The organism is Bacillus sp. BHET2 (assembly GCF_005938125.1).
In the GTDB taxonomy this organism is placed as follows: Bacteria; Bacillota; Bacilli; order Bacillales; family Bacillaceae_B; genus Rossellomorea.
In genome coordinates this window covers 1,555,581-1,580,822 of the sequence record NZ_VCQN01000001.1, presented here as the reverse complement: position 1 = coordinate 1,580,822, position 25,242 = coordinate 1,555,581, and the positions used below count along the sequence as shown (strand labels likewise).

Genomic DNA, 25,242 nt, shown 5'->3' with positions numbered 1-25,242 from the left:
TGTGCCTGAATACTTACAGGTAGCATTGAGAAGTCTGTTCATTTTACTTTCACTATTTGCCATAACCAAATTATTAGGAAAGAAACAACTTTCTAAATTATCTTTTTTTGAGTACATTACAGGAATCACTGTAGGGAGCATTGCAGGGACTCTCTCTATGGACCTTGGGCTCCCCTTGAGTGAAGGACTGATGAGTATCCTTCTATGGTTTACATTCCCCCTGTTATTTTCTTTTCTATCCCTGAAAAGCATCCGATTCAGGAGATTTGCAGAAGGGCAGCCGACTGTATTCATCAAAGATGGAAATATCGATGAACTGGCATTGAAAAAAGAAAAATATTCTGTTGATGAGCTATTGGAACAATTGCGTAAAAAAGACGTCTTTCGTGTATCCGATGTAGAGTTTGCTTCACTAGATACCAATGGGGATCTAAGTGTTTTATTAAAAAAGGAAAAAAGGCCGATCATTCATGAGGATGTATTTAATAGCTCACAAAAATCCACGCCGCCTCAGGCAGTGATTACAGATGGGAAAATAGATCACAAAGCCCTGACAGAAGTTGGATTTCCTTTGGCATGGTTAGTAAAGGAAATAAATAGAAGGGAATTGAAAGTAGAATCCATCTTTCTTGCTCAATTAGATTGTGAAGGAAACCTGACCTTCGACCTTTACAATTGGACAAACACACAATAATTTATTCAAAAGCCCATACGCAATCCGCTCTCTATACATATGTTATAAGAGACTAAAGGTAAAAGAGAGGTGATATTAAATGCCTTATGGATATGGTGGTTACGGTGGCTGCGGATATGGCGGCGGCGGCGGTTATGGTTCAACGTTTGTATTAATCGTTGTGCTTTTCATTCTATTAATTATTGTTGGAGCTAGCTTCTGTTAGAAAGGGGTACAAAAGGCAGAATCCTAAATTGGAGGGATTTTGTCTTTTTGTTTTTAAAAGGGAAGGGATGAAAAGGAGAGTAAAAGGCAAGGAATTGATAATATAATGAAAAAGTTGATAATGAATCACGCTCCTTGGTTTTTTACATATGATGCTTATAGTTAAAAGGAGGCGTGATGAAAATGAATAATAACTTTTTTAAGAATTTAGAGAAGAAGACAGGCGTAAACATGAACGAAGTGTTAGAGCTTGCGAACTCATTACAAAATGCAAACTTCAAAGATGAGGCAACGGTTAGAAGCGTCATCAAACGGGTATCCAAAATTGCCAATAAACCTGTGAATAAAGAAATGGAAGATAAAATCGTCCAATCAATCATAAATGACGGAAAGCAATTGGATTTTGGGACCATTTCCAATATGTTAAACAAAGGTAAGAAATAAGAATTTTCAAAAAATTAAAGAAGGATGGACATAAAAATGCGTGCCGACACGTATTTTATGTTAATTCTTCTTTCTTTTTTTATCGTCTGAAAAAATGTAAATTCTTCACAGATGCACCGAATAGGTTGCCAGTCTGCAACTTTGCACAAAACCTCAAGCTCTCCACAATTATGAAAACCAAAACACCTTCAATAAGTTTTCAAAAGGACCGTAATGGGTAACTAAAACCAAGGAGGTAATAATTATGGGATACATTGCTCCAATTCCCCACCATCAATATAAACAATATCAAGAAAGAGAATTGAAAGTAGAAAAACACCCGTTCAGCTTTTTCCCCATTCAACCTGTTCAACCGTTGAAAAATAAATTACAATCTCATTCCGAGGAATCGGAATCAAGCTATCTTACCCATCCAACAGGCAATAAGGGATCTTCATACCAGGAACTTAGTCAACAACCTATTCCTTCGAACTTATTAGCTCAGCTAACAGGAAAAGGAAAACTCTTTAACGAATATGTTTAGTGAACCGATTCATTTGGGGGTATCGACTTGAAACTTAAGAAATTCACTGAACATTGTTTTGCATTTACCGGCGCTGTTACGATTGGATATTGTGTAAAAGATGGAAAAGGACTTCTCATTGATAGTGGGCTGGATGCTTCAACTTCGAAGAAAGTAACGAGAATACTGACACAGGAAGGACTTCCCTTGAATTATTGTGTGGTCACCCACGCCCATGCAGATCATTTTGGGGGGGCGCACTACCTCAAAGAAAAATTTGGAATACCCTTGTTTGCACCCAAAGTTGAAAAAGCCATCATGGAGAACCCTTTGTTGGAACCTATATATTTGTTCAATGGGTCTATGCCAATCAATGATTTGCGAAATAAGTTTCTTGAAGGCAAGGCTGTGGATATGGTTGAAGAAATAAGAACAGGGGAGTGCAGAGTTGGGCCGTTCTCTTTGGAGGTCATTGATTTACCAGGACATTCATACGGGCAGGTAGGGATTCTGGTGGATGAGATTTTATTTGCAGCCGACAGTTATTTTGGACTCGAAGTGTTGAAGAAGCATATCATTCCATTCATTGTGGATGCGGATCAAACATTGGAATCATTGGAAAAACTCCTTCACATTTCATGCAAAGGAGCGATACCAGGTCATGGTGAATTTGAAGAAAATATTCATCGTACCGTAAAGGAGAATATTGAACTTCACAAAGTGAGGTTAAATTCTCTCTTGAAATTGGTAACATTGAATCCAGGAGGGAAATCCCTCGAACAAATTCTGAAAGAATATTTGGATTTACATAATATAATTGTATCGAACATTGGACAGTGGCTCTTGTTCAGAACATCCGTAACGGCATACCTTACCAGTCTGGAACGAAGCAAGCTACTATCATTTACGATTCAAGATAACCAGCTGGTTATCATCCCTCATTCATAGCCTTGAACCAAAATGGTTTTTCCATCTTCCCACTCGGCATAGAGTACGTCCTTGGAGGATTGGAAGCCTTGTTTTTTGATTTCATCCAAGAGCCAGGCCTCTTCTCGTTCGGCCAGAGTCAAATTATCATAAACAATTTCTCCATCAACGATTAAAGAAAGAGGAAGTGTCGCAGATTTGAATGGTAATTGCAGATCCTGTCGCTGTACCATGTCATAAAGAGGTTTTCTGATAACACTCAACGTACCGTTAGATTCAAGTAGGGCATATTCACATTCCCTAACCGAAAAAATATCCTTTGCACGGAGAAGATGCTGAAGCTGATTCAAATCCAGATGGTTCTTCTTGAGCTCCTCATAGCTAATCCTACCTTTATTAATAATCAATGAAGGAGTTCCTTCAAGAATATGTCGAAATCGCCTTGATTTTTGAGTAATGTATTCGGTGAAGAAAATCAAACTTCCCCAAATCGTAATGGCGGCTAGGATTGGAATGACCGTTATTTTTTCGTCATACAGGGAGTTTCCCACAAGTTCACCAAGTATTAATGCAGATATGAAGTCAAAGGCGGAGATTTGAGTGATCTGTGTTTTTCCAAGGATTTTGGTCAAAATGAGCAAAGCGAAATAACCAACAATCAGTTCAATGGCAATGGACTTGATTTCCATGAGGATCCCCCTTTTCATACACGTACCATTATCGACGAGTTGAGAGATGAATATACGATTGGTGCAACAAAAAAAGAACAGGGTATCTAGTTCGAAAACTAGAATCCTGTTCTTTTTAGATGACCTTATTCATTGATTTATGAGGGATACCCGCGTCCAAAAATTCATTCGACGTCACTTCATATCCTAGCCCTTCATAAAAAGGGATAGCATAGGTTTGAGCGTTTAATTTTAATTGAGATAAGGACTGTTGCTGCGCGTATTCTTCTATCGCAACCATTAATTTCCGTCCTGCTCCTTTTCCTCTGACCGTTTTAAGGACACAAATCCGTTCAACTTTGCCTACTCCATCAAGGATACGGAAGCGGCCGGCTCCTACCGGATGGTTTTGATCATAAAGGACGAAATGTGTTGAAGCATTTTCGTGTTCATCGATTTCCTCTTCAAGAGGAACCTGTTGTTCTTCAACAAATACCTTTTTTCGAATGTTAAAGACGTCTTGAATCTGCTTTTCTGTCTTGGCAACTTCTACATTCACAACTTATTATCCTTTCCTAAACGGAATGTTTCGTAAACGGTCCAAGAGCCATTTTCTAATTGATAAAGTAAGTGGAAGCGGTCGATTGTTTCTTCATGGTTGATTCCAAGCATGCTCAGGGATCCAAAAATATCCGAGTGCTCATCATTCGAAAGCTTCTGGGCGATCGTAATGTGAGGAACGAAGGCAAATTCAGGCTCATCGCCCATGAAGTTCTGGTTATGCATGTCATCGTGAAGACCTTGTAGCTCGGGTTTTGACTCTACCTTGAAATAAATTACGTTGTTTACAGGTTGGAAAGAGCTTACTTTATATACTTTAAGATTGAAGGGGTCGTATTTTTTTGAGATTGCTGTTAGTTTAGTGGCAATATCTTTAATTTGATCATCATCTGCACTAAAGACGTTTTTTAAGGTCAAATGAGGCGGAACCAATGCATAATGAGGATCATAACGTTTCCTATAAGAGTTCGCGATATCTTGAAGCTTTTTCGATGGGAAAATGACTATACCATAATTCATTTTCTTCAATCCTCCTCTTTTTCACTATCTTTGTCATACTACTAGTATAGCAAATTTTTCAAAAATTTAATATAGGGCGAACGAAAGAGGAAACGGACGTTTAATTAAGAACTTGACATTGATTTAACGGGAGGGAGAGTGAAGTCCGCCTCCCCTGTTCTTAGCTGAACATCATCTTTAATGCACGTTTTAAATCTGGTTGCCAATGCTTCCAGGTATGATCACCATCGAATTCATCATAGAAAGATGAGAATCCCTTTTGATCGAAAAGTTCATGAAGCTGCCGGTTTGGTTTTAAGAAGTCTTTAACTTGTCCATCTGTCGTCTTTACTTCGGTTTCCTGCTTACCGATGATATGGTAAATGCTCAATAGGTGAGGTTGTTTAAGGTTATCTACGGCCTCTAACACCTTTTCATTGACAAATGGAGATTGAAGAAGAACCTTTCCAAAGGTGTTTGGATATTTTAGTGCGGTCATTAGTGACACGGTTGCACCTAAAGAATCTCCCGCAAGTGCCCGTCCCATTCCCATGTGATAGGTTGGATAATGCTCATCCAGATATGGCACCAATTCATGTGCTAAAAAGCGGATGTAAGAATCATTTTCTTCACCGTGTGGATGATATTTTCGTCTTCGATCTTCAACGTCTTTGTATGGTACTCCGACAATAATCATGTTTTCGATTTCTCTATTCTCAAGAAGCTCGTCTGCAAGGCGAGGTATTCTCCCAAGTTGGAAATAATCCTTACCATCTTGTGTAATCAAGAGCGAATATTTATATAGGGGAGAAAAAGTTGCCGGTAAATAAACGAGCATCTTAATCTCTTCATTTAGTTCTTTACTAAAGAGGTTTAATTCGGTAACGGTCCCTCTTGCGGTTGTCATGACAAAGTCCTCCTATATTTCAGTGTTAGCGGTTACAGGAAGATTGTATCATATTCTCATATAGATTTCCCTAAAGCGGATTGCAATACGAAAATTCAAAAGAATGTTATAATTTACTTACATAAAGCGATTGACAAGAAAGGGGTACCCGAAATGAATAAACCAGTACATTCAAAAGATGTGACTAAGGCTGCATTAAAAAGGCTTAAAGATAGAGGCGTATTAATAGAGGATATCGCAGAAATCGTCTATGAAATGCAGTTTCCATATAATCAAGAGTTGACAATGGAAGATTGTGTGGACAGCGTGAATAAAGTCTTGTTAAAAAGAGAGATACAACATGCCATCCTTGTAGGCGTGGAATTAGATCAGCTTGCTGAAGAGAAAAAACTTTCTGAACCTCTTCAAACCATTGTGGAGACAGATGAAGGTCTTTTTGGAGTGGATGAAACGATAGCACTTGGCGCAGCCCTGGGATACGGAAGCATAGCGGTGACAACTTTTGGTCATCTTGATAAGAATAAGATTGGGATCATTCGTGAACTAGATACGAAAAATGGGACGGGTGTCCACACATTCCTGGATGATATTGTTGCAAGTATTGCAGCAAATGCTTCTTCAAGAATTGCCCATACCATGAGGGACAGAGAAGAGAACCTGTCTGAAGAAGAAAAGCTGAAATTGGAAGATGAAGAATTAATAGGATAATAATCAATCTGATATATAACAGTTGGACTGAAGAGAAGGGTTTCCTCTTCAGTCCTTTTGATGTGGACAAACATACGTCATGTATGTAACAAAGAGCCATAGTGTGAAAGCGGTTTATACATTTTATATACATGTGATAAAATGTTGTAAGGATAGAAGTAAGCTGTGTCAGGGGCCTGTTAAACCTATTGCAGGTTTTTTATGAAAATTGTTAACATTTTATGTATTTGATTTGACAAAATTGTTACAGACTGTGTTACAATTATTTCGTTAAAGTATAAAATTGTATAGGGGGAATTAGAATATGAAAAAACGCAGTTTATTTCTAGGTACTGCACTACTTCTAGTTCTATCTGTCATTCTTGCTGCATGTGGCGGCGGATCAGGTGGAGGATCATCATCTGATGGTGAAGATAATAAAGAGGTTGACTTCATCGGAATTGCAACAGGTGGAACAGGGGGTACATATTACCCGTTAGGCGGCACATTCGCTAATATTATTAAAGATGAAACTGGAATCAAATCATCGGCTTCCACTTCAGGGGCGTCTGCTGAAAATATGGCAGCCATTAAAGATGGCAAGACTGAAATCGCTTTTACACAAACGGATATCGCGTCTTATGCATCGGAAGGAACTGAGATGTTCAGCGATAATAAAGTAGAAAATGCAAGAGGAATTGCAACTCTGTATCCTGAAACGATTCAAATCGTTACAACGAAAGATTCTGGCATTAAATCTGTTGAAGATTTAAAAGGCAAAGTTGTTTCTGTCGGTGAAGCCGGATCAGGAACATTACTTAACGCAAAGCAAATCTTAGAAGTTCATGGAATTAAATTGGAAGATTTACAAGCTCGTAACCTTTCATTTGATGATTCAACGACGGGTATTCAGGATGGTACAATCGACGCTGCATTCATTACTTCAGGTACTCCAACAGGCGCCGTTGAAGGATTGGCTGCGACTGAGGATATCACGATCGTACCAGTTGAGTCTGGTAAGATCAATGAGTTGATCGAGAAGTATCCATACTACTCTAAGGAAGAAATTCCAGCAGGTACTTACAGTAAAGTCGACGATGCAGTTACGACTGTGGCGGTTCGTGCGATGTTAGTAACAAATGCTGACATTCCAGAAGATGTCATTTACGATGTAACAAAAGCCATCTTTGAAAACACAGATAAAATTACCCATGCAAAAGGTGAAATAATCAAAGCTGAAGATGGATTAAAAGGTATGGGAATTGAATTACATCCTGGTGCAAAGAAATACTTTGATGAAAAAGGAATTTCAATGGAATAGTTTTACACCAGCAGATGGACGAAGGGATAGGCCGCTTACAACGGTCTATTCTTTTGTTTTGGTTTAAGCTAATTCACTTAAATCAATGAGGTAAAATTAGTGGAATGGTGGGCATCGGTTTATGAAGAAATTTACATTCGTAGGGGCAATTCTCCTAATTGTTGTTCTTCTCGGCATTCTCTTTATACCATTTCATACGTATTTGGTAATAGAACCGAGGAGTACAGATGGAGAGTCGGTTCTCTTCGGTCTCCCCGAAAACCATTCGTTTTCAGTTCGTTACACTCACTCTATTCATTTATCTGAAGTAGAGGAGTTTTATCAACAAACACCAACAGATCAAATTCAACAAACCGAATTACTTTATGAAGATACTGCGATTGGTATGCCGGCCAATGCAGAAGGAAATGAAATCTTTGAAGTAACAAAGGAAGGCAAATATAGAATTTCTAATATGAATAAATTGTTTCCATACATTGATATTCGAATCGGACAAGTGGTAGCCAATCACCGTCTCGTCATTGATGAGAAAGAGTATCCATTAGCTGACTATTTCGATAAAGGGTCTGTCGTTCGGGTTCAAGTGAAGAAACAATCACTTTATGATCAATGGAAAGGAGTGACTGTAGTTGGAGAAAGATAAAGAATTTGAATCATTGACTGCAGAGCAACAACAAGAGTTACTAGAGAAATACGATCCTGAATCCTCTACTAGAAAATTTCATAATGGAATTTTTAAGTGGGTTATATTCTTTGGGCTGTTAGCTTTTTCATTATTTCAATTAGTAGCATCCATCTTTCAATTTATACCTAGGCAATTATTATTATCCATTCACTTAGGATTTGCCCTTTCCTTGGTATTTCTATTATTTCCAGCGCGAAAGAAGAATTTAAAGAAGGAAAAAATCGCCTGGTATGATGTCGTATTATCTATCATTTCGATCGGCGTTGGTGCTTACTGGCCGATTATGCAGGACGACATTGTAAATAGAGTGGGGTTAATGACCTCACTGGACTTCTATGTTGGTTTCGCTGCTATGATTTTAGTGTTGGAGGCCACACGTCGTGCAGTTGGTTTACCGATCACGATCATTGCCTCTGCTTTCATTCTCTATATGTACTATGGCAGATTAATGCCAGGTTTTCTTGCTCACAGAGGATACGACTGGGATGATATCGTAAAGACGATGTTCTTTACTAGTGAAGGGATCCTTGGAACACCGTTATATGTTTCAGCCACCTTCATTTTCTTGTTCTTACTATTCGGAGCTTTCCTCGTCAAGACAGGTGTCGGCCAATATTTTAATGATTTGGCGGTGTCGATCGCAGGTAAGCGTGTCGGAGGTCCTGCCAAGGTAGCGATTTTCTCAAGTGCCCTTCAAGGGACAATTAGTGGGAGTTCGGTAGCGAACGTTGTAACTTCAGGTTCCTTTACGATCCCGATGATGAAAAAGCTTGGATATCGGAAAGAATTTGCCGGTGGAGTGGAAGCAGCTGCCTCTACAGGAGGTCAGCTTATGCCGCCGATCATGGGGGCTGCTGCATTCCTTATGGTTGAATTTATCGGCGGGATATCGTATTGGGATATTGCTAAAGCGGCTACGATCCCTGCACTCCTATATTTTACAGGGATTTGGATCATGACTCATTTTGAAGCCAAACGTATTGGTCTTCGGGGATTATCAGATGAGGAAATGCCTAATCGTAAAGAAGTACTAAAGAAGATATATCTTCTGCTTCCCATCCTCACTGTTATCATTTTGTTGGTAAGTGGAATGAGCGTCATGCGTGCTGCACTTTGGTCAATCGTTGCGACAATTGCCATTAGTGCGATAAGAAAAGATACAAGAATCGGATTCAAAGATGCAGTGGATGCATTGGTAGATGGGGCCAGAACTGCTCTATCTGTAGCAGTGGCAACTGCTGCAGCCGGAATCATTGTCGGGGTGGTGACCAAAACTGGCTTAGGATTAACCCTTGCGAATGGTTTAGTTGATCTTGCTGCTGACCTTACAAATTCTGCGCAGGCTAAATTGATCCTAACGTTAGTGTTCACTATGATTGCGTCGATTGTTCTTGGCATGGGGTCTCCGACGACTGCGAACTATGTTATTACATCCACAATTGCTGCTCCTGCGATTATCCTGTTAGGGGCACCTGAATTAGCTGCTCACCTTTTCGTATTTTATTTCGGGATCATTGCTGATATCACACCACCAGTTGCGCTGGCTGCTTTTGCCGCCGCGGGGGTATCTGGGGGAGAACCGATACGGACAGGTGTTAATTCGGCTAAATTAGCCATTGCCGCCTTTATCATTCCGTATATGTTTGTACTGTCCCCTGAACTGTTAATGATTGATACGACGATTCCCAGATTAATTTGGGTGATTTTTACGGCAATTACCGGTATGATGGCCATTGGTGCCGGAATGATCGGATATTGGTATAGAAGAGTATTTGTCATTGAACGGTTCCTCTGTGTAGCTGCAGGTCTACTTCTGATTTATCCAGAAGGTATGTCAGATGTAATCGGGATAGTGTTATTCGGTGTGATGCTTGCGCTCCAATTCTTTATTAAGAGAGAAGATAAAACTCCAACAAGAGTAACAGCATAAAATAAAAGAGGCTGGACCGTTAGAGTCCAGCCTCTTTCATAGAATAGAAATGTTAGGATATCGTACGATCTTGATGAGGAAGGAGAAGTGAAGAAGCTAATATATCTTGTATGTTGAACCTTCTTATATCTTCTCTTAAAAAGCAGTAGGCCATAATATATTCTTTCTCCACTTTTTTCACAAGGATTCTTCTTTTCGTACATTTCATTTTAGAAGTCATATAAATGATCTCGATAGGGCGTTGATCCATTAAAGAACGCAGTAGACATGTATCCATCGTAAAGCTCCTCTCATCCAATGTACTCACAGTATATGCGAACGAATGTTCCTTCATACTTGGATGCTAAAATGAGGAGGATAATTCAAGAAAACCATTGACATTCTCATATTACTGAATATAATAGAATATATACCTTCCATTGCGACTTGTTAGCTCAGTGGGAGAGCACTTCCTTGACAGGGAAGGGGTCGTGGGTTCGAATCCCTCACAGGTCATACATAGAAAAAAGCCTGCATCTTTCTAGATGCAGGCTTTTTTCATTGGCATTTCCATGGGAAGAGAAGAAAAGGCACATGTATTGATCTATTATCGTAGCGTTTTTAGAAATATGAAAAAGGACTCCGGTTCATGAGGTAAGAGTCCTTGTCAAAACCATATTTTTTTAAAAAAGTATGATTGCGGCTTTAGTTGACCTCTAATTCTTCTTCAAAATAAAACGTGCCAGGATGCTCTTTTACGATGTAAGAGTATCGCTTCATGTTTTTAACGTATTGCCATTTTAATATTGTCACTGTTTCGCCTGTTTCTTTTATCGTCACCATGGAACCATTACTAAACCGATTTTTTGTGGACTTCATTGGGCACTCCCTTTCATATTTACTCATTATAACATAGTTTTCCCTTCAATTTAGAATCTCATGAATGATATTGTTTATAAAGCATCTGAATCCTTCCAATGGACTATATGGAAGAATGGAGGCCAGGAAACAAGGGAAGGGTATTAAGTGGTGTCTGCCTGTTAGAGGTCTGACTTTTAAAACTTCTTCTTCAAGAACTTGCTTATTTGTACTATACCTGTTATTCTATAGAAGAATTATTTTTGTCCGGTATACGAGGGAAGAACAAGATTTGGTTTTCACCTGATATCGCAAGAATAGTAATACATTGTGTGTAACGCACTTTAGGAGGCAACAAACATGGAAAATGGTAAAGTAAAATGGTTTAACGCAGAAAAAGGTTTCGGATTCATCGAAGTAGAAGGTGGAGACGACGTATTCGTACACTTCTCAGCGATTCAAGGTGAAGGTTTCAAGTCTCTTGACGAAGGTCAAGAAGTATCTTTCGACGTTGAACAAGGTGCTCGTGGACCACAAGCAGCTAACGTACGTAAAGCATAATCTAACTTTACACATTCAAAAACAGACTCATTCGTGAGTCTGTTTTTTTTATATGCTCATATCAGAGTCCGATAAGGAAAATGATGCATGAAACATGGAATGTAAGTAGAGGGACGGACCATTCATGGTCCGTCCCTCTACTTGCTCATTATCCTTACGAAATCTTCTATGAATGCAGGGTAATCAAGCGACATGTAGATTTTAGTAGTGGAATGGTTATTTTCTGAACCGACACGGAAGTCTGCAATTGATTCACCACGGGCTTCTCCAAGATTACTTACAACCACATCTCTTATTAAATAACTGCCCAAATTTGGGTTCATGACGAGGGATAAGGACAGTACATCGTGAAGAGGAGCTCCCTTGATACCTGGAACGAGCTTTTGATAGGCCTCAAAATAGTAATCGTATACTTTATCAAGGATTTTGACCAAAGGGTTCGAGGAAGCTTTCTGAATCTCCAGGATTTGCTTTTTTGTAATGAGCGCTTGATTGGTCACATTTAAAGGGACGCACGTCACATTCTTTACGATGCTCATGACAAAATGACTGGAGACGGGATCGCCAAAAAAGTTCGCTTCCGCAACTTTTGAAACGTTGCCCGGAACTAAGAAGGCACCACCCATAATATAAAAATCCTTGATTTTATCAGCGAATTTATCATCTAAAATGAATGCTACTGCCAAGGATGTATTTCTACCAACGTCGACTACCACGATATCTTCATATTTTTCAACCAGCTGAAAAATTTCCGAGAAGTTTAAAAGTTCTCCTTTGATGGTATCAGGTGGTCGTAACGGTCCTAACCCGTCCTTTCCGTGAATTTCAGGATAGTAAAGGGGAAATTCCCCTGTACAGGAACGGGTGGCGCCTCCGATGATCGGGATATTTTCTTTATTCGCCAGATGAAGCAAATAGGCAACATTGTCGGTTGCCTGACTTTTATCTACGTTCCCATACCCAGATACGATGCCGATTAAGTGAATATCAGGGTGTAAGAGTGCGTACATAATTGCAATGGAGTCATCGATTCCTGGATCTGCAAAAAGAAGTATGTTCTTCATGACCTTATCCCCTCGGGTTCGATTTGTTCCAATATATGTATGGAAAAGATTTTTATGCTTTGTATCATTCATATCCAGAATTCAAAGAAAGCTATTAAATAAAGAATCAAAAGACAGAATTTAAATTCTTTTAATAGAGATCGCGTCACGCATTTTTTGCAGGGAGGCCTTTGATTGATCTTTTCTTTTCATCATGATGTTAACGTAAAGAGCGTCCACTATGCTCAGTTGGCTGATTCTAGAAGCAAGGGCTTCAGAACGGTAATCAGTTTCCTGAGATAGCGTGTATAAAGGAATATCAACTAGTTTACTTAAAGGAGTCTTAGCGAAATGGGTAACGGCAATTGTGTTTATTTGATTCTTCTTCGCCACATCCAACACCTCTAATAAATCTTTATTAGCACCTGAATGGGATATGAACACAATCACATCTTCATTTGTCAGTTGGGAAGCTGAGAGGAGCTGCATATGGGGATCATTGTAGGCTGCAGTCGTCATACCTGTTCTAAGGAACTTATGATGGGCATCCATGGCAACAAATCCTGATCCGCCTGTCCCGTAAAATTCGACTCTTCCTGCAATCAACATCGCTTGCACAGCTCTCGTGAAGGTTTCCTCGTTCAAGATTCCCAATGAGTCCTCCAGTGTCCTAATATTGGAGCGAAACACTTTTTGGGCGATAACTCCTTCAGAGTCCTGCTCATGAATGCTTTCATGTATATCCTTAATGGGTGTAACAAGATCGGAAGCTAATGAAATCTTCATAGCCTGGTAGCCCTTAAAGCCCATGCGTTTACAGAAACGGAAAACAGTAGCATCTGCAATTCCAAGATCTTCTGCTATTCCACTAATGGTAGAATGGATAATTTTTTCAGGATTAGCAATAATAAAATCTGCAATCATCTTTTCTTTCTGACTGAATTGTGTGTAATGGGATCGGATTCGTGGTAAGCAGGTCTGAGATTTTTCGTCCTTTATCATGAAAGTTCCTCCTATAAGACGGTTATGAAAATAATTTTAACCCACTTCATTAAATAAAAAAATATTATTTCATAAAAACCCACCATGGAAATTTATTTCGTATTATAATAATAATCGAGAAAAGATATTTTTATTCGGATAGAAAGGAATGATTGTTATGACAAAACAACAAATAGGAGTAGTCGGCGTCGGAGTGATGGGGAAGAGTCTTGCTTTAAACTTTGAGAGCAGAGGCTATTCGGTTTCGATATATGATGTTTCGGATGAAAAAGTAAGAGAAGTACTGAAAGGGCATCAAGATAAGCAAATGATAGGTACCCATGACGTAAAGGAGTTCGTTCAATCTTTAGAAACACCAAGGAAAATTTTAATTATGGTTCCTGCAGGTGATATAACCGACAAAGCAATTGAATCCCTGCTTCCTCATCTCGATAAAGGGGATATCCTGATTGATGGTGGAAATGCGTACTTTGAAGACACTGTCCGTCGCAATAAGGAGCTCGACGAGAAGGGAATCAACTTCATCGGTGCCGGAGTTTCTGGGGGAGAAGAAGGTGCTCTATACGGACCAGCTATTATGCCGAGTGGCCAGAAAGATGCATACGACCTGGTAGAGCCTTTCTTAACAGCTATTGCCGCAAAGGTAAAGGGGGATGCATGCAGTACATATATCGGTCCTGACGGATCTGGTCATTATGTTAAAATGGTACATAATGGAATCGAATACAGTGATATGCAGCTTATTTGTGAAGCCTATTATTTAATGAAGAATGTGTTGGGATTAAGTGCATTAGAACTTCATAAAATTTTCAAAGAATGGAATGAAGGCGAACTCGATAGCTACTTGATTGAAATCACAGCGGACATTTTCACGAAGGTGGATGAAGAAACAGGTAAACCGCTTGTTGAAGTCATATTAGATACTGCAGGTCAAAAAGGGACCGGTAAGTGGACAAGCATAAGCTCACTTGAATTAGGAGTACCTTTATCGATCATTACTGAATCTGTTTTTGCTCGCTTCATTTCTGCCATGAAAGAAGAACGGGTAAAAGCCAGTAAACTATTAAGAGGACCAAAGAATAAAGACTTCTCTGGCAACAAAGAAGAATTCATCGAGATGATCCGAAAAGCACTCTACCTAAGCAAAATTTGTTCGTATGCACAAGGGTTTGCACAACTTCAATCTGCATCTGACGAGTATAAATGGAACCTAAAACCTGGTGAAATTTCCATGATATTCAGAGGTGGATGTATTATCCGTGCAGGATTCCTTGAGGAAATCAAGAATGCCTATGATCGTGATCCTTCCTTAACAAATTTACTCCTTGATCCATATTTTAAGGAGATTGTAGAGAATTATCAGGATGAAGCAAGAGAAGTAGTGGCAACGGCCATTAAACTGGGTATTCCTGTACCAGGTCTTGCCAGTGCATTAGCCTATTACGATAGCTATCGTTCTGAGTCGCTGCCAGCCAATCTGTTACAAGCACAACGGGACTATTTCGGCGCCCATACGTATCAACGTATAGACAAAGAAGGCACATTCCACACAGATTGGCTCTCAAAATAACAAATCAAACGCCCTGTGCCATTGCACAGGGCGTTTGATTTTCATATTATTCCTGGCTTGAAGATTCATCTTTAGTATGGTGTTTATTCTTTTCTTCATGCTGTTCTTTCTTTAAATCTTCAAGTGGTATGGCATCAACGTTTTGTTCACTTTCATGCTGATCGAGGATGCTCTCTTGGTCTCCATTGAGTTGTTCCGGATTATCATTAGATTCTTTCGCCAATTGGTTTCATCCTTTCATCATAAGCAGTTGATGTACTGTACCCTTTGAAGCTAAAGAAAAAACAAATTACTGTAAATAGAACGAAAGAGAGCCACCTAATGGATTAGGTGGCTCTCTTTACTACTTAAGTTAGATTTTCACGTCAATTTTCGCATTTTTCTTTAAATCTTCTACATGTTGCACAAGTTTTTCCTGTTTTTTCTGCTGTTCTAATTGAGTTTTGATCTGAGGTTTTACGTCCTCAAATTTTGGTGCATCCTTTGATTGATCCTGACCTTGTTGGCTTGCGTACTGATCAAAGTACTTTTTCATCTCGTCTTCAGTTACATCTTCAACTTTAATTTCTTTTTCAACATAATTTGTGTATTTAATATTTTCAGCAATTTGGGTTTTCAATTCATCCATCGTAAATCCAGCTTTTTTCATTGCCGCTTCAAATTTCTTTTCATCTTCATATTGCTTTTTCACTTCTTCAAGTTGTTTATTGATTTCATCTTCAGTTGCTTTGTAGCCTTTTTCGTCGGCCTGCTGCATTAGAAGAGTTTGCCCAACTAAGCTATCCATGGTTTGGTCTTTAATCTTCTTTGCCGCATCTTTGCTTGTTGGATCTTGACCCATTTGCTGATACTGCATTTGAGATTGAGATAAGACTGTGTTAAAATCATCACCTTTGATTTTTTCGTCGTTCACAATGGCAACAATTTTATCTTTCTGAACCTTTTGTTCATCCATTTTCTTTTGCATTTCTTCCATTTTCTTCGCTTGCTCTTCTTGGGACTGCTTATCATTGTCTTCTGTTTTCGCTTTATTGTCAGCTTGTTTTTGGCTCTCCTCATCTGAACCGCAAGCGGCTAGTCCAATTGTCAATAATACTAATAGTAAAGTCGTTAATAGTTTCTTCATAATAGACTCCTTTCAGAACTAAAGTGTGATTGTGTAAAAAAATCACTTAATGCGCATTTTAAAGGATAAACGCGTAAAAAGAAAGTATTTAGGCTAAAAAGTATTGATTGTAATAAGGCTGAAACAGAGAAGGTCACTAGATCACCCTTCATTTCATCATTATGTATGCGATTATAATAAAGGAAACAGCTCATGGGAATATGAAGAGGGCAAGAAAATTTATTACATAAATATCTCATAAAAAAAGAGGTTGTTTAAATAGAATTCACCCTCCATTTAAACAACCCGTAAAAGATATTGGGGACCAAAGAATACTGTCAAACAACCTTCTACTCGAATTATAAAGAGTAATTAATCATCTCTCAACTTATGTTTTGGGATGTGAGGACGGACTAGTGTCCATTTGGTTGTGCTATATGGCCATCTCCTTTCCCTTTCATGGAAATTAATAATTATAAGCATATTTTAGAAAGGGATTTTTTTCGTTTTGTTGAATTAGTTACAGATTAAATGAATAGGGGGAGAGAAATTGAAACAATTAATAAGAGTCGGGTCCACGTATATTCCAGTAAGCGATGTTTCGAGATCGAGTACATGGTACCAGGAAAAATTAAACGCAGAACTGAATTTCCAAGATAGTGATAAGGCAATCTTGGATTTAGCCCATCAGAGTATCTTTTTAGTAAAATCATTAGAAGGAGAAAGCAGTAATTTCATGGATAGGCATCATAATAAACGATTTTCAATCACATTTGAAGTTGACGGAATTAGTGAATTAGTAGAGTTGAGAGAACAATTTATGAGTAATGAGGTAGAGGTGGGGGAGATGGAAAATAGAGGCCATGGTGGAAGGAACTTTGTTTTCTCAGACTGTGATGGAAACCTTTTCGATGTGTGGAGTGAACTAAGTCCACAGTTCAAAAAAGCCTATCATGTCTAACATGTTCATATGAAATTCCTAGCAGGTATTGACTTCAAAATGTTAGAATAGGGATTCTGGTAAATGGTTAATGGATTTACTTGTAAATCCATTTTGAATCGTTTATGATAGAACGGAACACAATATTTTGTGTTTTGAATTTTAAAATTAACTACATATTGATTATAACCTGTGAATAGGGTGTCGATTGAGACTTAAAAGGGAATCCGGTGTGAATCCGGAGCTGTCCCCGCAACTGTAAGTGTTGACGAAATAAGGAACTGCCACTGTCAATTATGATGGGAAGGCCTTAGAGTAGGTTGAAAGCACGAGTCAGGAGACCTGCCTTATTTATCACGTGTTATCTTCTTCGGGAATTGGGAGGATAAGCGAGGATAGGAATAGGCTTTCGCCTGTTCACATATCTCCGTAATGTCTTAAGCCCATCCTTCTTGAAGGATGGGCTTTTTTGAACTCCCTCCCCGTTGTAAAAAATGGGAGGAATAAGGATGTCAATCGTAGCAAATCGTCATCACAACAAAGAGGAAACAGAACAGATTTTGAAAAATCTGCATAAACAATTTCCTCAACTGTGTTTCAATGAATTCAATGAGAAAATCCGATTATTTTCAGTTCAACAACCAGATTCAACCAAGGAGAAGTTGTATCATTTCATGATTCTAACCGCTGTTGAACGGGTCACGGCACTTGAGCCGGATTGGACATATGTAGCTTCAAATCTATATATAAAGCATCTATATGGGACAATGGCTGTGACGAGGGGAGTGTCCGAAGACAAGCTTTACGGGTCATTCTATGAGCATATTAAAGGGATAACTGATTTACAATTATATACTCCTGAGTTACTTGGTTCTTACAGTAAAGAGGAAATCGATTATTTGGGATCGATTATGGATTCAACAAGGGATCATCTCTTTACTTATATAGGCATTGTCACATTATCTGAGAGATATTTAGCGAAGTCTCATGAAGGGAGAATCCTTGAGTTACCTCAGGAACGGTTTATGATTATCAGCATGACCCTTATGAGGAACGAACCAAGGGAGAAGAGAATCGAACTGATAGAAGAGGCATACTGGGTCTTATCCAATTTGTATATGACTGTTGCAACCCCGACGTTTGCGAATGCAGGGAAAAGCCATGGTCAGTTATCCAGTTGCTTTATCGATACGGTTGCCGACGATTTAAGAAGCATTTATGACAGCAACACCGACGTTTCCACACTGAGTAAAAACGGTGGGGGACTTGGCATCTATTTAGGGAAGGTGCGGAGCAGGGGGAGTAATATTAAAGGCTTTAAGGGTGTCAGTTCCGGTGTTATCCCCTGGATGAAGCAATTAAATAATACAGCGGTATCCGTCGATCAATTAGGTCAGCGTCAAGGTGCGATCGCCGTTTATTTAGATGTGTGGCATAAAGATATTTTCCCTTTTCTTGATACACGATTAAACAATGGGGATGAAAGACAGCGGACTCATGACCTTTTCACTGGAGTCTGTTTACCGGATTTATTTATGGAACAAGTGGAAAATCGGGGGGACTGGTACTTATTCGATCCTCATGAAGTGAAGGTAGTCATGGGCTATTCCTTGGAAGATTATTATGATGAATTCAAAGGTGGTGGCTCGTTTCGCGACAAGTACTGGGAGTGTGTAAATCAACAGGTTCTTTCAAGGAAAGTGGTGCCAGCAATTGAGATTTTCAAGCGGATCATGATTTCCCAGCTCGAAACGGGCACACCGTATATGTTTTATCGCGACACGGTCAATCGATTAAATGCCAATCAACATAAGGGGATAATTTATTGCAGTAATCTGTGTACGGAGATTGCTCAAAATATGAGCGCAACCATTCTGGAAGAAGAGGTAATTAAAAACGGGAAAATCATTACGTATAAATCTCCGGGAGATTACGTCGTATGTAATCTCGCTTCCATATCATTAGCTAAAACCGTGATGGATGATGAGTTGCAACGGGTGGTATCCATCGGAGTGAGATTGCTGGATAATGTGATTGATTTAAATGATCTTCCCGTTCTTCAGGCGCAGATTACCAATCAACGTTACAGGGGGATCGGACTGGGCACATTCGGATGGCATCATCTTCTTGCCTTAAAAGGTTTGAAGTGGGAGTCGAAAGAGGCAGTCGATTATTGTGACTCCCTTTATGAAGAAATGGCATATTACACGATAAAAGCTAGCCAAGAATTGGGCGAAGAGAAGGGGGCATATCCTTATTTTGACGGTTCGGATTGGTCAACGGGAGAGTATTTTACCAAACGGAATTATTCTAGTTGGCGTTGGGATGAATTACGGAGTGCTGTCTCTTCAAAAGGAATTCGGAATGGTTATTTAATGGCCGTTGCACCGAACTCCTCTACTTCTCTAATTGCCGGTTCCTCTGCGAGTATCGACCCGATCTTCAGGCTTGAGTATTCGGAAGAAAAGAAAGACTATAAGATTCCTGTGACTGCTCCTGATCTATCTCCGAAGACGACCTGGTATTATAAAACGGCGTATAATGTGGATCAGCACTGGAGTGTGGAACAGAACGAGAAGAGACAACGGCATATCGATCAGGGTATTTCCTTTAACCTCTATGTAAGAAATGATATTAAAGCAAAAGATTTACTAGAGCTTCATATAGATGCTTGGAAGTCTGGTTTGAAAACTACCTATTATGTGAGATCGACGTCTATATCCAATTTTGAAGAATGTGAAAGCTGCCACAGCTAGAAGGAGATAAGGGAAAATGAATGAATTAAAGCAACGTATACTTGTAGACCCGACAGCACCGAATAAATCGACAGGGATTATTAATGGAGAAAGCTCTAATATATTAAACTGGGACGATGTGCGTTTTTCATGGGCATACCCGAAATATAAAAGAATGCTTGGGAATTTCTGGACACCCTTTGAAATCAATATGGCCAAGGATATCAAACAATTCCCGACACTTTCAGTCCAGGAGCAAGAATCCTTTTTGAAAATCATCGGCTTATTGGCTCTCCTTGACAGTGTCCAGACTGATTATGCAGGTAAAGTGGCGGACTATCTGACAGACTCAAGTCTAAATGCTTTGATGATTATACTGGCGCAACAAGAGGTTGTGCATAATCACTCTTACAGTTATGTATTATCGAGCATCGTTTCGAAGAAAAAGCAGGATGAAGTGTTTGATTTCTGGAAGAATGATCCTATCCTTCAGAAGCGAAATGAATTTATAACAAATGGATATAAGGGATTTGTGGAATCTCCAAATGTTGAGAATTTATTAAGGTCAATGATTTATGATGTGGTTTTAGAAGGACTGTTTTTTTATTCTGGTTTCGCCTTTTTCTACAATTTAGCCAGAAATCAAAAAATGGTTGCCACAAGTACGATGATCAATTATATCAATCGGGATGAACAATTGCATGTTGGTTTGTTTGAAAAGATTTTCAAAGAAGTTCTTAGTGAGAACCCGTCGCATCGAACGGAAGAGTTGTATAACTTCGGAAGGGAAACGTTCAAACAGGCGGCTATGCTCGAAATAGAGTGGGGGAGAGAAATCATTGGATCCCACGTAGAAGGACTTTTGATGAGCGATCTTGAAGATTACATTAAATTCATGGCAAATAAACGGTCCAAGCAATTGGGTTTTGAAGAGCCATTTCAAGGATATAAAACGAATCCCCTTAAATGGATAATTGCCTATCAAGAAGTGGATATGGGGAAGACCGATTTCTTTGAACAAAAATCAAGGCAATATACGAAAACATCGGATGCGAACGGGTTTGATGAACTGTGAATTCTATGAATACCCTCTTGTTGATAAAAGGATGTTTTCGCTGTTATTAGGACATAACTTGAATGGAAACGAACGAATAATAAAAAGCGAGTCGTGACGACTCGCTTTTTATGTTATCTTTTTTCAATAAAAGGACAATAATCTCTTCGCTTGTGTTGAACGGCTACCCGACCACATTTAATAATTCTTTAGGAAGTCCCGCTTTTTCAAAATGCTTGCGAATAAAAGTCCTCAAGTTACAAGTTTGTAGACTGTTTAATGACTACTTCATTCAGTATTCATACTAGTCCCTCCTAGTCGTTTACATATCCTGTTGTGTCGGTCGAACGACGATTTCATTGACATCTACATGGTCAGGTTGGTCCACAGCGTAAGAAATGGATTTCGCGATGTTTTCGCTATCTAGTGGCTTCATTTTCCGTTCATTGAATGCGGATAGTATATCTTCATCTGTAATCGTTTCAGTTAGTTCTGTCGCGACCGCTCCTGGACAGATGATCGTCGTACGAATATTGTGAGAAGCGTTCATTTCTTGTCTCAACCCTTCAGTTATTGCACGGACGGCGTATTTCGTTCCGCTATAGACTGAACTTCCTGGCATGACTTTGTGGCCTGCTACGGATGAAATATTAATGATGTGTCCCGACTTTTGCTCTTCCATATAGGGGAGGACAGCGGATATACCGTAGAGTACTCCTTTAATATTTACATCAACCATCTGATCCCATTCTTTAACTTTTCTTTTATTGAGTAATGAGAGGGGCATGAGTCCGGCATTGTTTATCAATATATCAATGCGTCCAGCGACTTCGACGGTCTTCTTGGCCAGTTGTTCCATTTCTTCTGCGCTTGTCACATCTGTAATTTGATAGTGTGCTGTTCCGCCCATTTTTTCTATTTCATTCTTTAATTCTTTTAACCGTTCTTCTCGTCTTGCCGCAAGCATTACGGTCATTCCTTTAGAAGCCAGCTCCTTTGCTGTGGCTTGGCCGATTCCGCTACTTGCTCCTGTAATGATTGCTACTTTCATATAAATTCGTCCTCCTTTAGAGTGTGTAAATCGCATTCTTCTATTCTGTTTACACACTCAGCAACTGTTTTAAACTGGCGACAGAGAGTTGTGGACCATTTACCAAATAAATGAAATAAAAATGTTTGATGATTCATCTTTTGGGAATATACATATTAGATTAAGAAAAGGAGAGGTTTCTAAATGACAAAGCATTCGACAGAAGAAAAAATTGGATCAAAGGTAGACAACACGTTAGGCAATATGTCTCAGGACAAGAAAGAAGATATTCTTTCAAACTTTGATCACTTCAAACAATACTTAGGTAATAAAGCTTCATTGGCTGATAAACTTGGGATGAATGAAGAACTTCAGGCGAAGGCAGCGCAGAAGGTAGGGGATTACCTTGCCGCTCATGAAGAACCAAAGAACCGGGAAGAAAAGTTGCTAAGTGAATTATGGAAAGCGGGTACCAAGGAGGAGCAGCATATGCTTTCTCATATGCTGGTGAAGCTAGTACATTCAGAATCCTGATTGGGATCTTATGAGAGAAAGGGCATCCGGTTTGGATGCCCTTTGTTTTGATTCTTACATATGTATTTCTGGATCTACTCTAACAGTCACATTGCCCTTGAGGGCACGGGTTATCATGCATGATTGCTCTGCTTTCAACAGTAATTTCTTCGTAAGGTTGATATCCTTTTCAGTGGCGGTAATATCCAATGTGAGGACAGGGCGATGAATGATCTCTTTGTAGGTAATGATTCCATTTTCAACTTCCACTATCCCTTCTGATGTCATGGTCAAGTCTTTTTTCTCGATATGACTTCGCTCGAGCATGGCAGCTAGTGTGATGATATAACAGGTCGCAGCCGCTCCCAAGAGCATTTCATCAGGATTGGTACCAACTCCGGGACCAGCCATTTCAGGCGGAATCGAGATTTCTGTATGGAAATTCTCTGAACTTAAGGTACCTACATCATTCCTAAGCCCGGGCCAATCCGTCGTTATATGAAACGAATGTCTAGCCATAACAGGTAAGCCTCCTCTAAAGCGTGTTATGGTAATTGTAAACACATTTTTAAACGAAGGCAAAGAAAAAAGACTCTACAGAGTAGAGTCTTTTGGGATGGCATGAATTATGCTTTAGTAACGTTGGCAGCTTGGTCGCCACGGTTTCCTTGAACGATTTCAAATGAAACTTTTTGACCTTCTTCTAAAGTTTTGAATCCTTCGCCTTGAATAGCTGAGAAGTGTACGAACACGTCGTCTCCACCTTCGCGCTCGATGAATCCGAAACCTTTTTCTGCGTTAAACCATTTAACTGTACCTTCTAACATATTGTTACCTCCTCGTGTGTTCTCCACACAATTGTATTACTATTCTTGCTCATGTAACTTCAAGGCGAAAAGCTTAAAAAACTTTGTCTATCCTTCCATTCCGAACAAAAATAATTCTCTTACATAATATCAGGTAACATTCGAAAAGGCAACCTTCGAGGAGAGGCTGAAATGAAAATAGGCTGATCCATATGTGAAGATTTAGTCCCTTCTATTTACGACTAAAAAACCTGATATAAAAGGGTTTAAAGAGCGGTTCGAACATTCCACAATTCCGGAAAGAAACGATGATCAAGCACTTTTTTTAAATAACCCACACCACTAGAACCACCGGTACCCATCTTATGACCAATAATCCGTTCCACGGTTTTCATATGACGGAAACGCCACTGCTGTAGCCAATCTTCGATATCGATTAATTTTTCCGCTAATTCGTATAGGTCCCAATATTTCTCGGGATTCTGATAAACAGTCGTCCAAGCTTCCAGTACAGACTGATTTTCCGTGTACGGTTCATTATAATCACGATGAAGCACTTCTTCTTGAATTGGCAACCCAGCACTCTTTAAAGCCTGGATGGAAACATCATATAAGGAAGGGGCTTTAAATGCTTCATTCAGTTGAACAGATAACTCGGGATCCTTTTTATAAATTTCCAGAACATGCTTGGTCTTATAACCCAATGCAAATTCAATCATCCTGTATTGATATGATTGAAACCCTGAAGCTTGACCCAGGCTGTCCCTGAATTGCACATATTCTGATGGAGTAAGTGTGGATAATACGTCCCAGGCATGAATGATTTGTGATTGGATCTTTGAAACTCGGGCAAGCATTTTAAATGCTTGAGAAAGCTCTCCTCTTTGAATCGATGAAATCCCCTCCTTGAGTTCATGGAGGATTAATTTCATCCAAAGTTCACTTACTTGATGGATGATGATAAAAAGCATTTCATCATGATGACCGGATAATCGTTTCTGGCTGTCCAATAAAGTATCTAATCCAAGGTATTCACCATAAGTCATTCTATTGATAAAGTCCGTATATACATCTTCATTTCCCATCGTGTCCTTCTTGTTTACCATTTTGCTTCTCCCTTTCTTTCGTCTGTTTGGATACAGAGCGGTTATGAAAATATCCCTTGTTATTCAATTCTTTAAAGGGGAAGGGAATACCTTTATTCACAAACAACCTGTTCTTTTGTACAGCATAAAAGCAGTGAATGATATTTGATAGATACCATTTTATCTAGAAAATTATGTTAAAATAAAACCAATTTATATTGCATGTGAGGTGAGGTATGTGGAAAAAATCTATCTTTCCACCCATTTATATTTACGTAGCATAAAGAAAAAAGATTGGAAGGATATTCATCAATATGCTGTGGAAGAAAAGGTATCACAGTACCAGATTTGGGGACCAAATACAGAACTAGATACGCTCGAATATGTAGAGGGCGTATTGAAGGATGAAAAAGTGACTCCTCAAACCCGATTTGTTCAGGTGGTAGTCGATGAGCGAAGCGATCGAGTAGTTGGTGCTGGGGAAATTATCATTAAGAGTTTTGTTCATCGTTCAGGGGAGGTCGGCTATATTCTTCATCCGGATTATTGGGGAAAAGGGATAGGGACACAGGTAGGAGGGGCCATGGTTGAAAGAGGATTTTCTGTCCTCAATTTACACAGGATCCAAGCGACATGCGATCCAGAAAACCTTTCCTCCCAAAGGGTGTTGACAAAGATGGGGATGACATTGGAGGGAGAAATCCGCCATCACTTGAAAATGAAAGATGGATGGAGAGATTCGCTGATATATGGATTATTAGAAAATGAATGGAGAAATGATCATTAGGAAAGCGACAAACACGTATATGAATGGAGAATACTTACATTTCTAAGTACCGTTTGGAAGCACTCGTAAAGGTTCTCAGTAATCTAAACGGTTCCAAAGGGGTTGAACTGGAAGGAAGTGGGGAAAATAGTAATATCTTTTCCTAT

30 protein-coding genes, 1 tRNA gene and 1 riboswitch are annotated in these 25,242 nt (G+C 39.3%); of the genes, 17 read left to right on the top strand and 14 right to left on the bottom strand.

Annotated features, from left to right (window positions below):
• Position 1: 1 nt before the first annotated feature.
• From FGG79_RS08050 to FGG79_RS08030, 5 genes are all read left to right on the top strand, one after another.
• Positions 2-694, top strand: a complete 693-nt coding sequence (locus tag FGG79_RS08050) for a DUF421 domain-containing protein (protein ID WP_138777189.1) — start codon at positions 2-4, stop codon at positions 692-694.
• Between the two features lie 79 nt (positions 695-773).
• Positions 774-899, top strand: a complete 126-nt coding sequence (locus tag FGG79_RS08045; protein WP_138777188.1) for a YjcZ family sporulation protein — start codon at positions 774-776, stop codon at positions 897-899.
• 182 nt (positions 900-1,081) lie between these two features.
• On the top strand, positions 1,082-1,342 hold the full coding sequence (gene spoVIF / locus FGG79_RS08040; protein ID WP_138777187.1) for a sporulation-specific transcription regulator SpoVIF: 261 nt from the start codon (positions 1,082-1,084) through the stop codon (positions 1,340-1,342).
• Positions 1,343-1,586: 244 nt separating this feature from the next.
• Complete coding sequence (locus FGG79_RS08035) at positions 1,587-1,865, top strand: hypothetical protein (protein ID WP_138777186.1); 279 nt, start codon at positions 1,587-1,589, stop codon at positions 1,863-1,865.
• Positions 1,866-1,892: 27 nt separating this feature from the next.
• Positions 1,893-2,792 carry an MBL fold metallo-hydrolase gene (locus tag FGG79_RS08030; RefSeq protein WP_138777185.1) on the top strand — a complete coding sequence of 300 codons (900 nt, stop codon included), beginning with the start codon at positions 1,893-1,895 and terminating at the stop codon, positions 2,790-2,792.
• Here FGG79_RS08030 and FGG79_RS08025 read toward each other — a convergent pair.
• The 4 genes from FGG79_RS08025 to FGG79_RS08010 all read right to left on the bottom strand — a co-directional run bounded on the left by FGG79_RS08025 (position 2,783) and on the right by FGG79_RS08010 (position 5,405).
• Positions 2,783-3,460 carry a DUF421 domain-containing protein gene (locus FGG79_RS08025; protein ID WP_138777184.1) on the bottom strand — a complete coding sequence of 226 codons (678 nt, stop codon included), beginning with the start codon at positions 3,458-3,460 and terminating at the stop codon, positions 2,783-2,785. The genes FGG79_RS08030 and FGG79_RS08025 overlap by 10 nt on opposite strands.
• A 115-nt stretch (positions 3,461-3,575) precedes the next feature.
• Complete coding sequence (locus FGG79_RS08020) at positions 3,576-3,998, bottom strand: GNAT family N-acetyltransferase (protein ID WP_138777183.1); 423 nt, start codon at positions 3,996-3,998, stop codon at positions 3,576-3,578.
• On the bottom strand, positions 3,995-4,519 hold the full coding sequence (locus FGG79_RS08015; RefSeq protein WP_138777182.1) for a YjcG family protein: 525 nt from the start codon (positions 4,517-4,519) through the stop codon (positions 3,995-3,997). Before FGG79_RS08015 ends, FGG79_RS08020 begins: the two co-directional genes overlap by 4 nt.
• 160 nt (positions 4,520-4,679) lie before the next feature.
• Complete coding sequence (locus FGG79_RS08010; protein ID WP_138777181.1) at positions 4,680-5,405, bottom strand: alpha/beta hydrolase; 726 nt, start codon at positions 5,403-5,405, stop codon at positions 4,680-4,682.
• 153 nt (positions 5,406-5,558) lie between these two features.
• On the opposite strand from FGG79_RS08010, the gene FGG79_RS08005 reads away from it, so the two are divergent.
• From FGG79_RS08005 to FGG79_RS07990, 4 genes are all read left to right on the top strand, one after another.
• The gene (locus tag FGG79_RS08005; protein ID WP_138777180.1) at positions 5,559-6,113 is read left to right on the top strand and encodes a phosphatidylglycerophosphatase A family protein; all 555 of its coding nucleotides are present in this window, start codon (positions 5,559-5,561) and stop codon (positions 6,111-6,113) included.
• A gap of 304 nt (positions 6,114-6,417) precedes the next feature.
• Positions 6,418-7,413, top strand: coding sequence for a TAXI family TRAP transporter solute-binding subunit (locus FGG79_RS08000; protein ID WP_138777179.1), 996 nt, complete (start codon positions 6,418-6,420; stop codon positions 7,411-7,413).
• Between the two features lie 121 nt (positions 7,414-7,534).
• Complete coding sequence (locus FGG79_RS07995; RefSeq protein WP_138777178.1) at positions 7,535-8,056, top strand: DUF1850 domain-containing protein; 522 nt, start codon at positions 7,535-7,537, stop codon at positions 8,054-8,056.
• Positions 8,043-10,028, top strand: coding sequence for a TRAP transporter permease (locus FGG79_RS07990; protein WP_138777177.1), 1,986 nt, complete (start codon positions 8,043-8,045; stop codon positions 10,026-10,028). The genes FGG79_RS07995 and FGG79_RS07990 overlap by 14 nt, the downstream gene beginning before the upstream one ends.
• Positions 10,029-10,080: 52 nt before the next feature.
• Here FGG79_RS07990 and FGG79_RS07985 read toward each other — a convergent pair whose 3' ends face one another.
• Positions 10,081-10,305 carry a hypothetical protein gene (locus FGG79_RS07985; protein WP_138777176.1) on the bottom strand — a complete coding sequence of 75 codons (225 nt, stop codon included), beginning with the start codon at positions 10,303-10,305 and terminating at the stop codon, positions 10,081-10,083.
• Positions 10,306-10,451: 146 nt separating this feature from the next.
• Between FGG79_RS07985 and FGG79_RS07980 the strand changes: the two genes are divergently transcribed.
• Positions 10,452-10,523, top strand: a tRNA-Val gene (locus FGG79_RS07980).
• Positions 10,524-10,712: 189 nt separating this feature from the next.
• Here FGG79_RS07980 and FGG79_RS21715 read toward each other — a convergent pair.
• On the bottom strand, positions 10,713-10,886 hold the full coding sequence (locus FGG79_RS21715) for a hypothetical protein (RefSeq protein ID WP_167562135.1): 174 nt from the start codon (positions 10,884-10,886) through the stop codon (positions 10,713-10,715).
• A gap of 339 nt (positions 10,887-11,225) precedes the next feature.
• Here FGG79_RS21715 and FGG79_RS07975 point away from each other — a divergent pair, with 339 nt between their 5' ends.
• The gene (locus FGG79_RS07975) at positions 11,226-11,426 is read left to right on the top strand and encodes a cold-shock protein (RefSeq protein ID WP_034763533.1); all 201 of its coding nucleotides are present in this window, start codon (positions 11,226-11,228) and stop codon (positions 11,424-11,426) included.
• Positions 11,427-11,563: 137 nt separating this feature from the next.
• Here the strand turns inward: FGG79_RS07975 and FGG79_RS07970 are convergent, their stop codons facing one another.
• On the bottom strand, positions 11,564-12,490 hold the full coding sequence (locus tag FGG79_RS07970; RefSeq protein ID WP_138777175.1) for a nucleoside hydrolase: 927 nt from the start codon (positions 12,488-12,490) through the stop codon (positions 11,564-11,566).
• A gap of 120 nt (positions 12,491-12,610) precedes the next feature.
• On the bottom strand, positions 12,611-13,471 hold the full coding sequence (locus tag FGG79_RS07965) for a MurR/RpiR family transcriptional regulator (RefSeq protein ID WP_138777174.1): 861 nt from the start codon (positions 13,469-13,471) through the stop codon (positions 12,611-12,613).
• Positions 13,472-13,628: 157 nt separating this feature from the next.
• On the opposite strand from FGG79_RS07965, the gene gndA reads away from it, so the two are divergent.
• On the top strand, positions 13,629-15,041 hold the full coding sequence (gene gndA, locus FGG79_RS07960; protein ID WP_138777173.1) for an NADP-dependent phosphogluconate dehydrogenase: 1,413 nt from the start codon (positions 13,629-13,631) through the stop codon (positions 15,039-15,041).
• 46 nt (positions 15,042-15,087) lie between these two features.
• On the opposite strand, the gene FGG79_RS21710 is transcribed toward gndA, so the two are convergent.
• Together FGG79_RS21710 and FGG79_RS07955 are read right to left on the bottom strand one after the other, a co-directional pair.
• The gene (locus tag FGG79_RS21710) at positions 15,088-15,264 is read right to left on the bottom strand and encodes a hypothetical protein (RefSeq protein WP_171050835.1); all 177 of its coding nucleotides are present in this window, start codon (positions 15,262-15,264) and stop codon (positions 15,088-15,090) included.
• 129 nt (positions 15,265-15,393) lie between these two features.
• Positions 15,394-16,167: a SurA N-terminal domain-containing protein gene (locus FGG79_RS07955; protein WP_138777172.1), complete on the bottom strand. Its 774-nt coding sequence runs from the start codon at positions 16,165-16,167 to the stop codon at positions 15,394-15,396.
• Positions 16,168-16,696: 529 nt separating this feature from the next.
• Between FGG79_RS07955 and FGG79_RS07950 the strand changes: the two genes are divergently transcribed.
• From FGG79_RS07950 to FGG79_RS07940, 3 genes are all read left to right on the top strand, one after another.
• Positions 16,697-17,107: a VOC family protein gene (locus FGG79_RS07950; RefSeq protein WP_240794219.1), complete on the top strand. Its 411-nt coding sequence runs from the start codon at positions 16,697-16,699 to the stop codon at positions 17,105-17,107.
• A 161-nt stretch (positions 17,108-17,268) separates the two neighbouring features.
• Positions 17,269-17,450: riboswitch (cobalamin riboswitch) on the top strand.
• A gap of 145 nt (positions 17,451-17,595) precedes the next feature.
• Positions 17,596-19,842, top strand: coding sequence for a ribonucleoside-diphosphate reductase subunit alpha (locus FGG79_RS07945; protein ID WP_240794218.1), 2,247 nt, complete (start codon positions 17,596-17,598; stop codon positions 19,840-19,842).
• Positions 19,843-19,858: 16 nt separating this feature from the next.
• Positions 19,859-20,896 carry a ribonucleotide-diphosphate reductase subunit beta gene (locus FGG79_RS07940; protein ID WP_138777169.1) on the top strand — a complete coding sequence of 346 codons (1,038 nt, stop codon included), beginning with the start codon at positions 19,859-19,861 and terminating at the stop codon, positions 20,894-20,896.
• A gap of 301 nt (positions 20,897-21,197) precedes the next feature.
• Here the strand turns inward: FGG79_RS07940 and FGG79_RS07935 are convergent, their stop codons facing one another.
• On the bottom strand, positions 21,198-21,926 hold the full coding sequence (locus FGG79_RS07935; protein ID WP_138777168.1) for an SDR family oxidoreductase: 729 nt from the start codon (positions 21,924-21,926) through the stop codon (positions 21,198-21,200).
• Positions 21,927-22,109: 183 nt separating this feature from the next.
• On the opposite strand from FGG79_RS07935, the gene FGG79_RS07930 reads away from it, so the two are divergent.
• Positions 22,110-22,439, top strand: a complete 330-nt coding sequence (locus FGG79_RS07930) for a DUF3243 domain-containing protein (protein ID WP_138777167.1) — start codon at positions 22,110-22,112, stop codon at positions 22,437-22,439.
• 54 nt (positions 22,440-22,493) lie between these two features.
• Here the strand turns inward: FGG79_RS07930 and FGG79_RS07925 are convergent, their stop codons facing one another.
• From FGG79_RS07925 to kynA, 3 genes are all read right to left on the bottom strand, one after another.
• Positions 22,494-22,937 carry an SACOL1771 family peroxiredoxin gene (locus FGG79_RS07925; RefSeq protein WP_138777166.1) on the bottom strand — a complete coding sequence of 148 codons (444 nt, stop codon included), beginning with the start codon at positions 22,935-22,937 and terminating at the stop codon, positions 22,494-22,496.
• A gap of 107 nt (positions 22,938-23,044) precedes the next feature.
• Positions 23,045-23,245, bottom strand: coding sequence for a cold-shock protein (locus FGG79_RS07920; RefSeq protein ID WP_034763568.1), 201 nt, complete (start codon positions 23,243-23,245; stop codon positions 23,045-23,047).
• Between the two features lie 245 nt (positions 23,246-23,490).
• Positions 23,491-24,330 (bottom strand): tryptophan 2,3-dioxygenase, encoded by an 840-nt coding sequence (kynA, locus tag FGG79_RS07915; protein WP_138777165.1) that lies wholly within the window; start codon positions 24,328-24,330, stop codon positions 23,491-23,493.
• Positions 24,331-24,547: 217 nt separating this feature from the next.
• On the opposite strand from kynA, the gene FGG79_RS07910 reads away from it, so the two are divergent.
• On the top strand, positions 24,548-25,096 hold the full coding sequence (locus tag FGG79_RS07910) for a GNAT family N-acetyltransferase (RefSeq protein WP_138777164.1): 549 nt from the start codon (positions 24,548-24,550) through the stop codon (positions 25,094-25,096).
• The last annotated feature ends 146 nt before the right edge of the window (positions 25,097-25,242 follow it).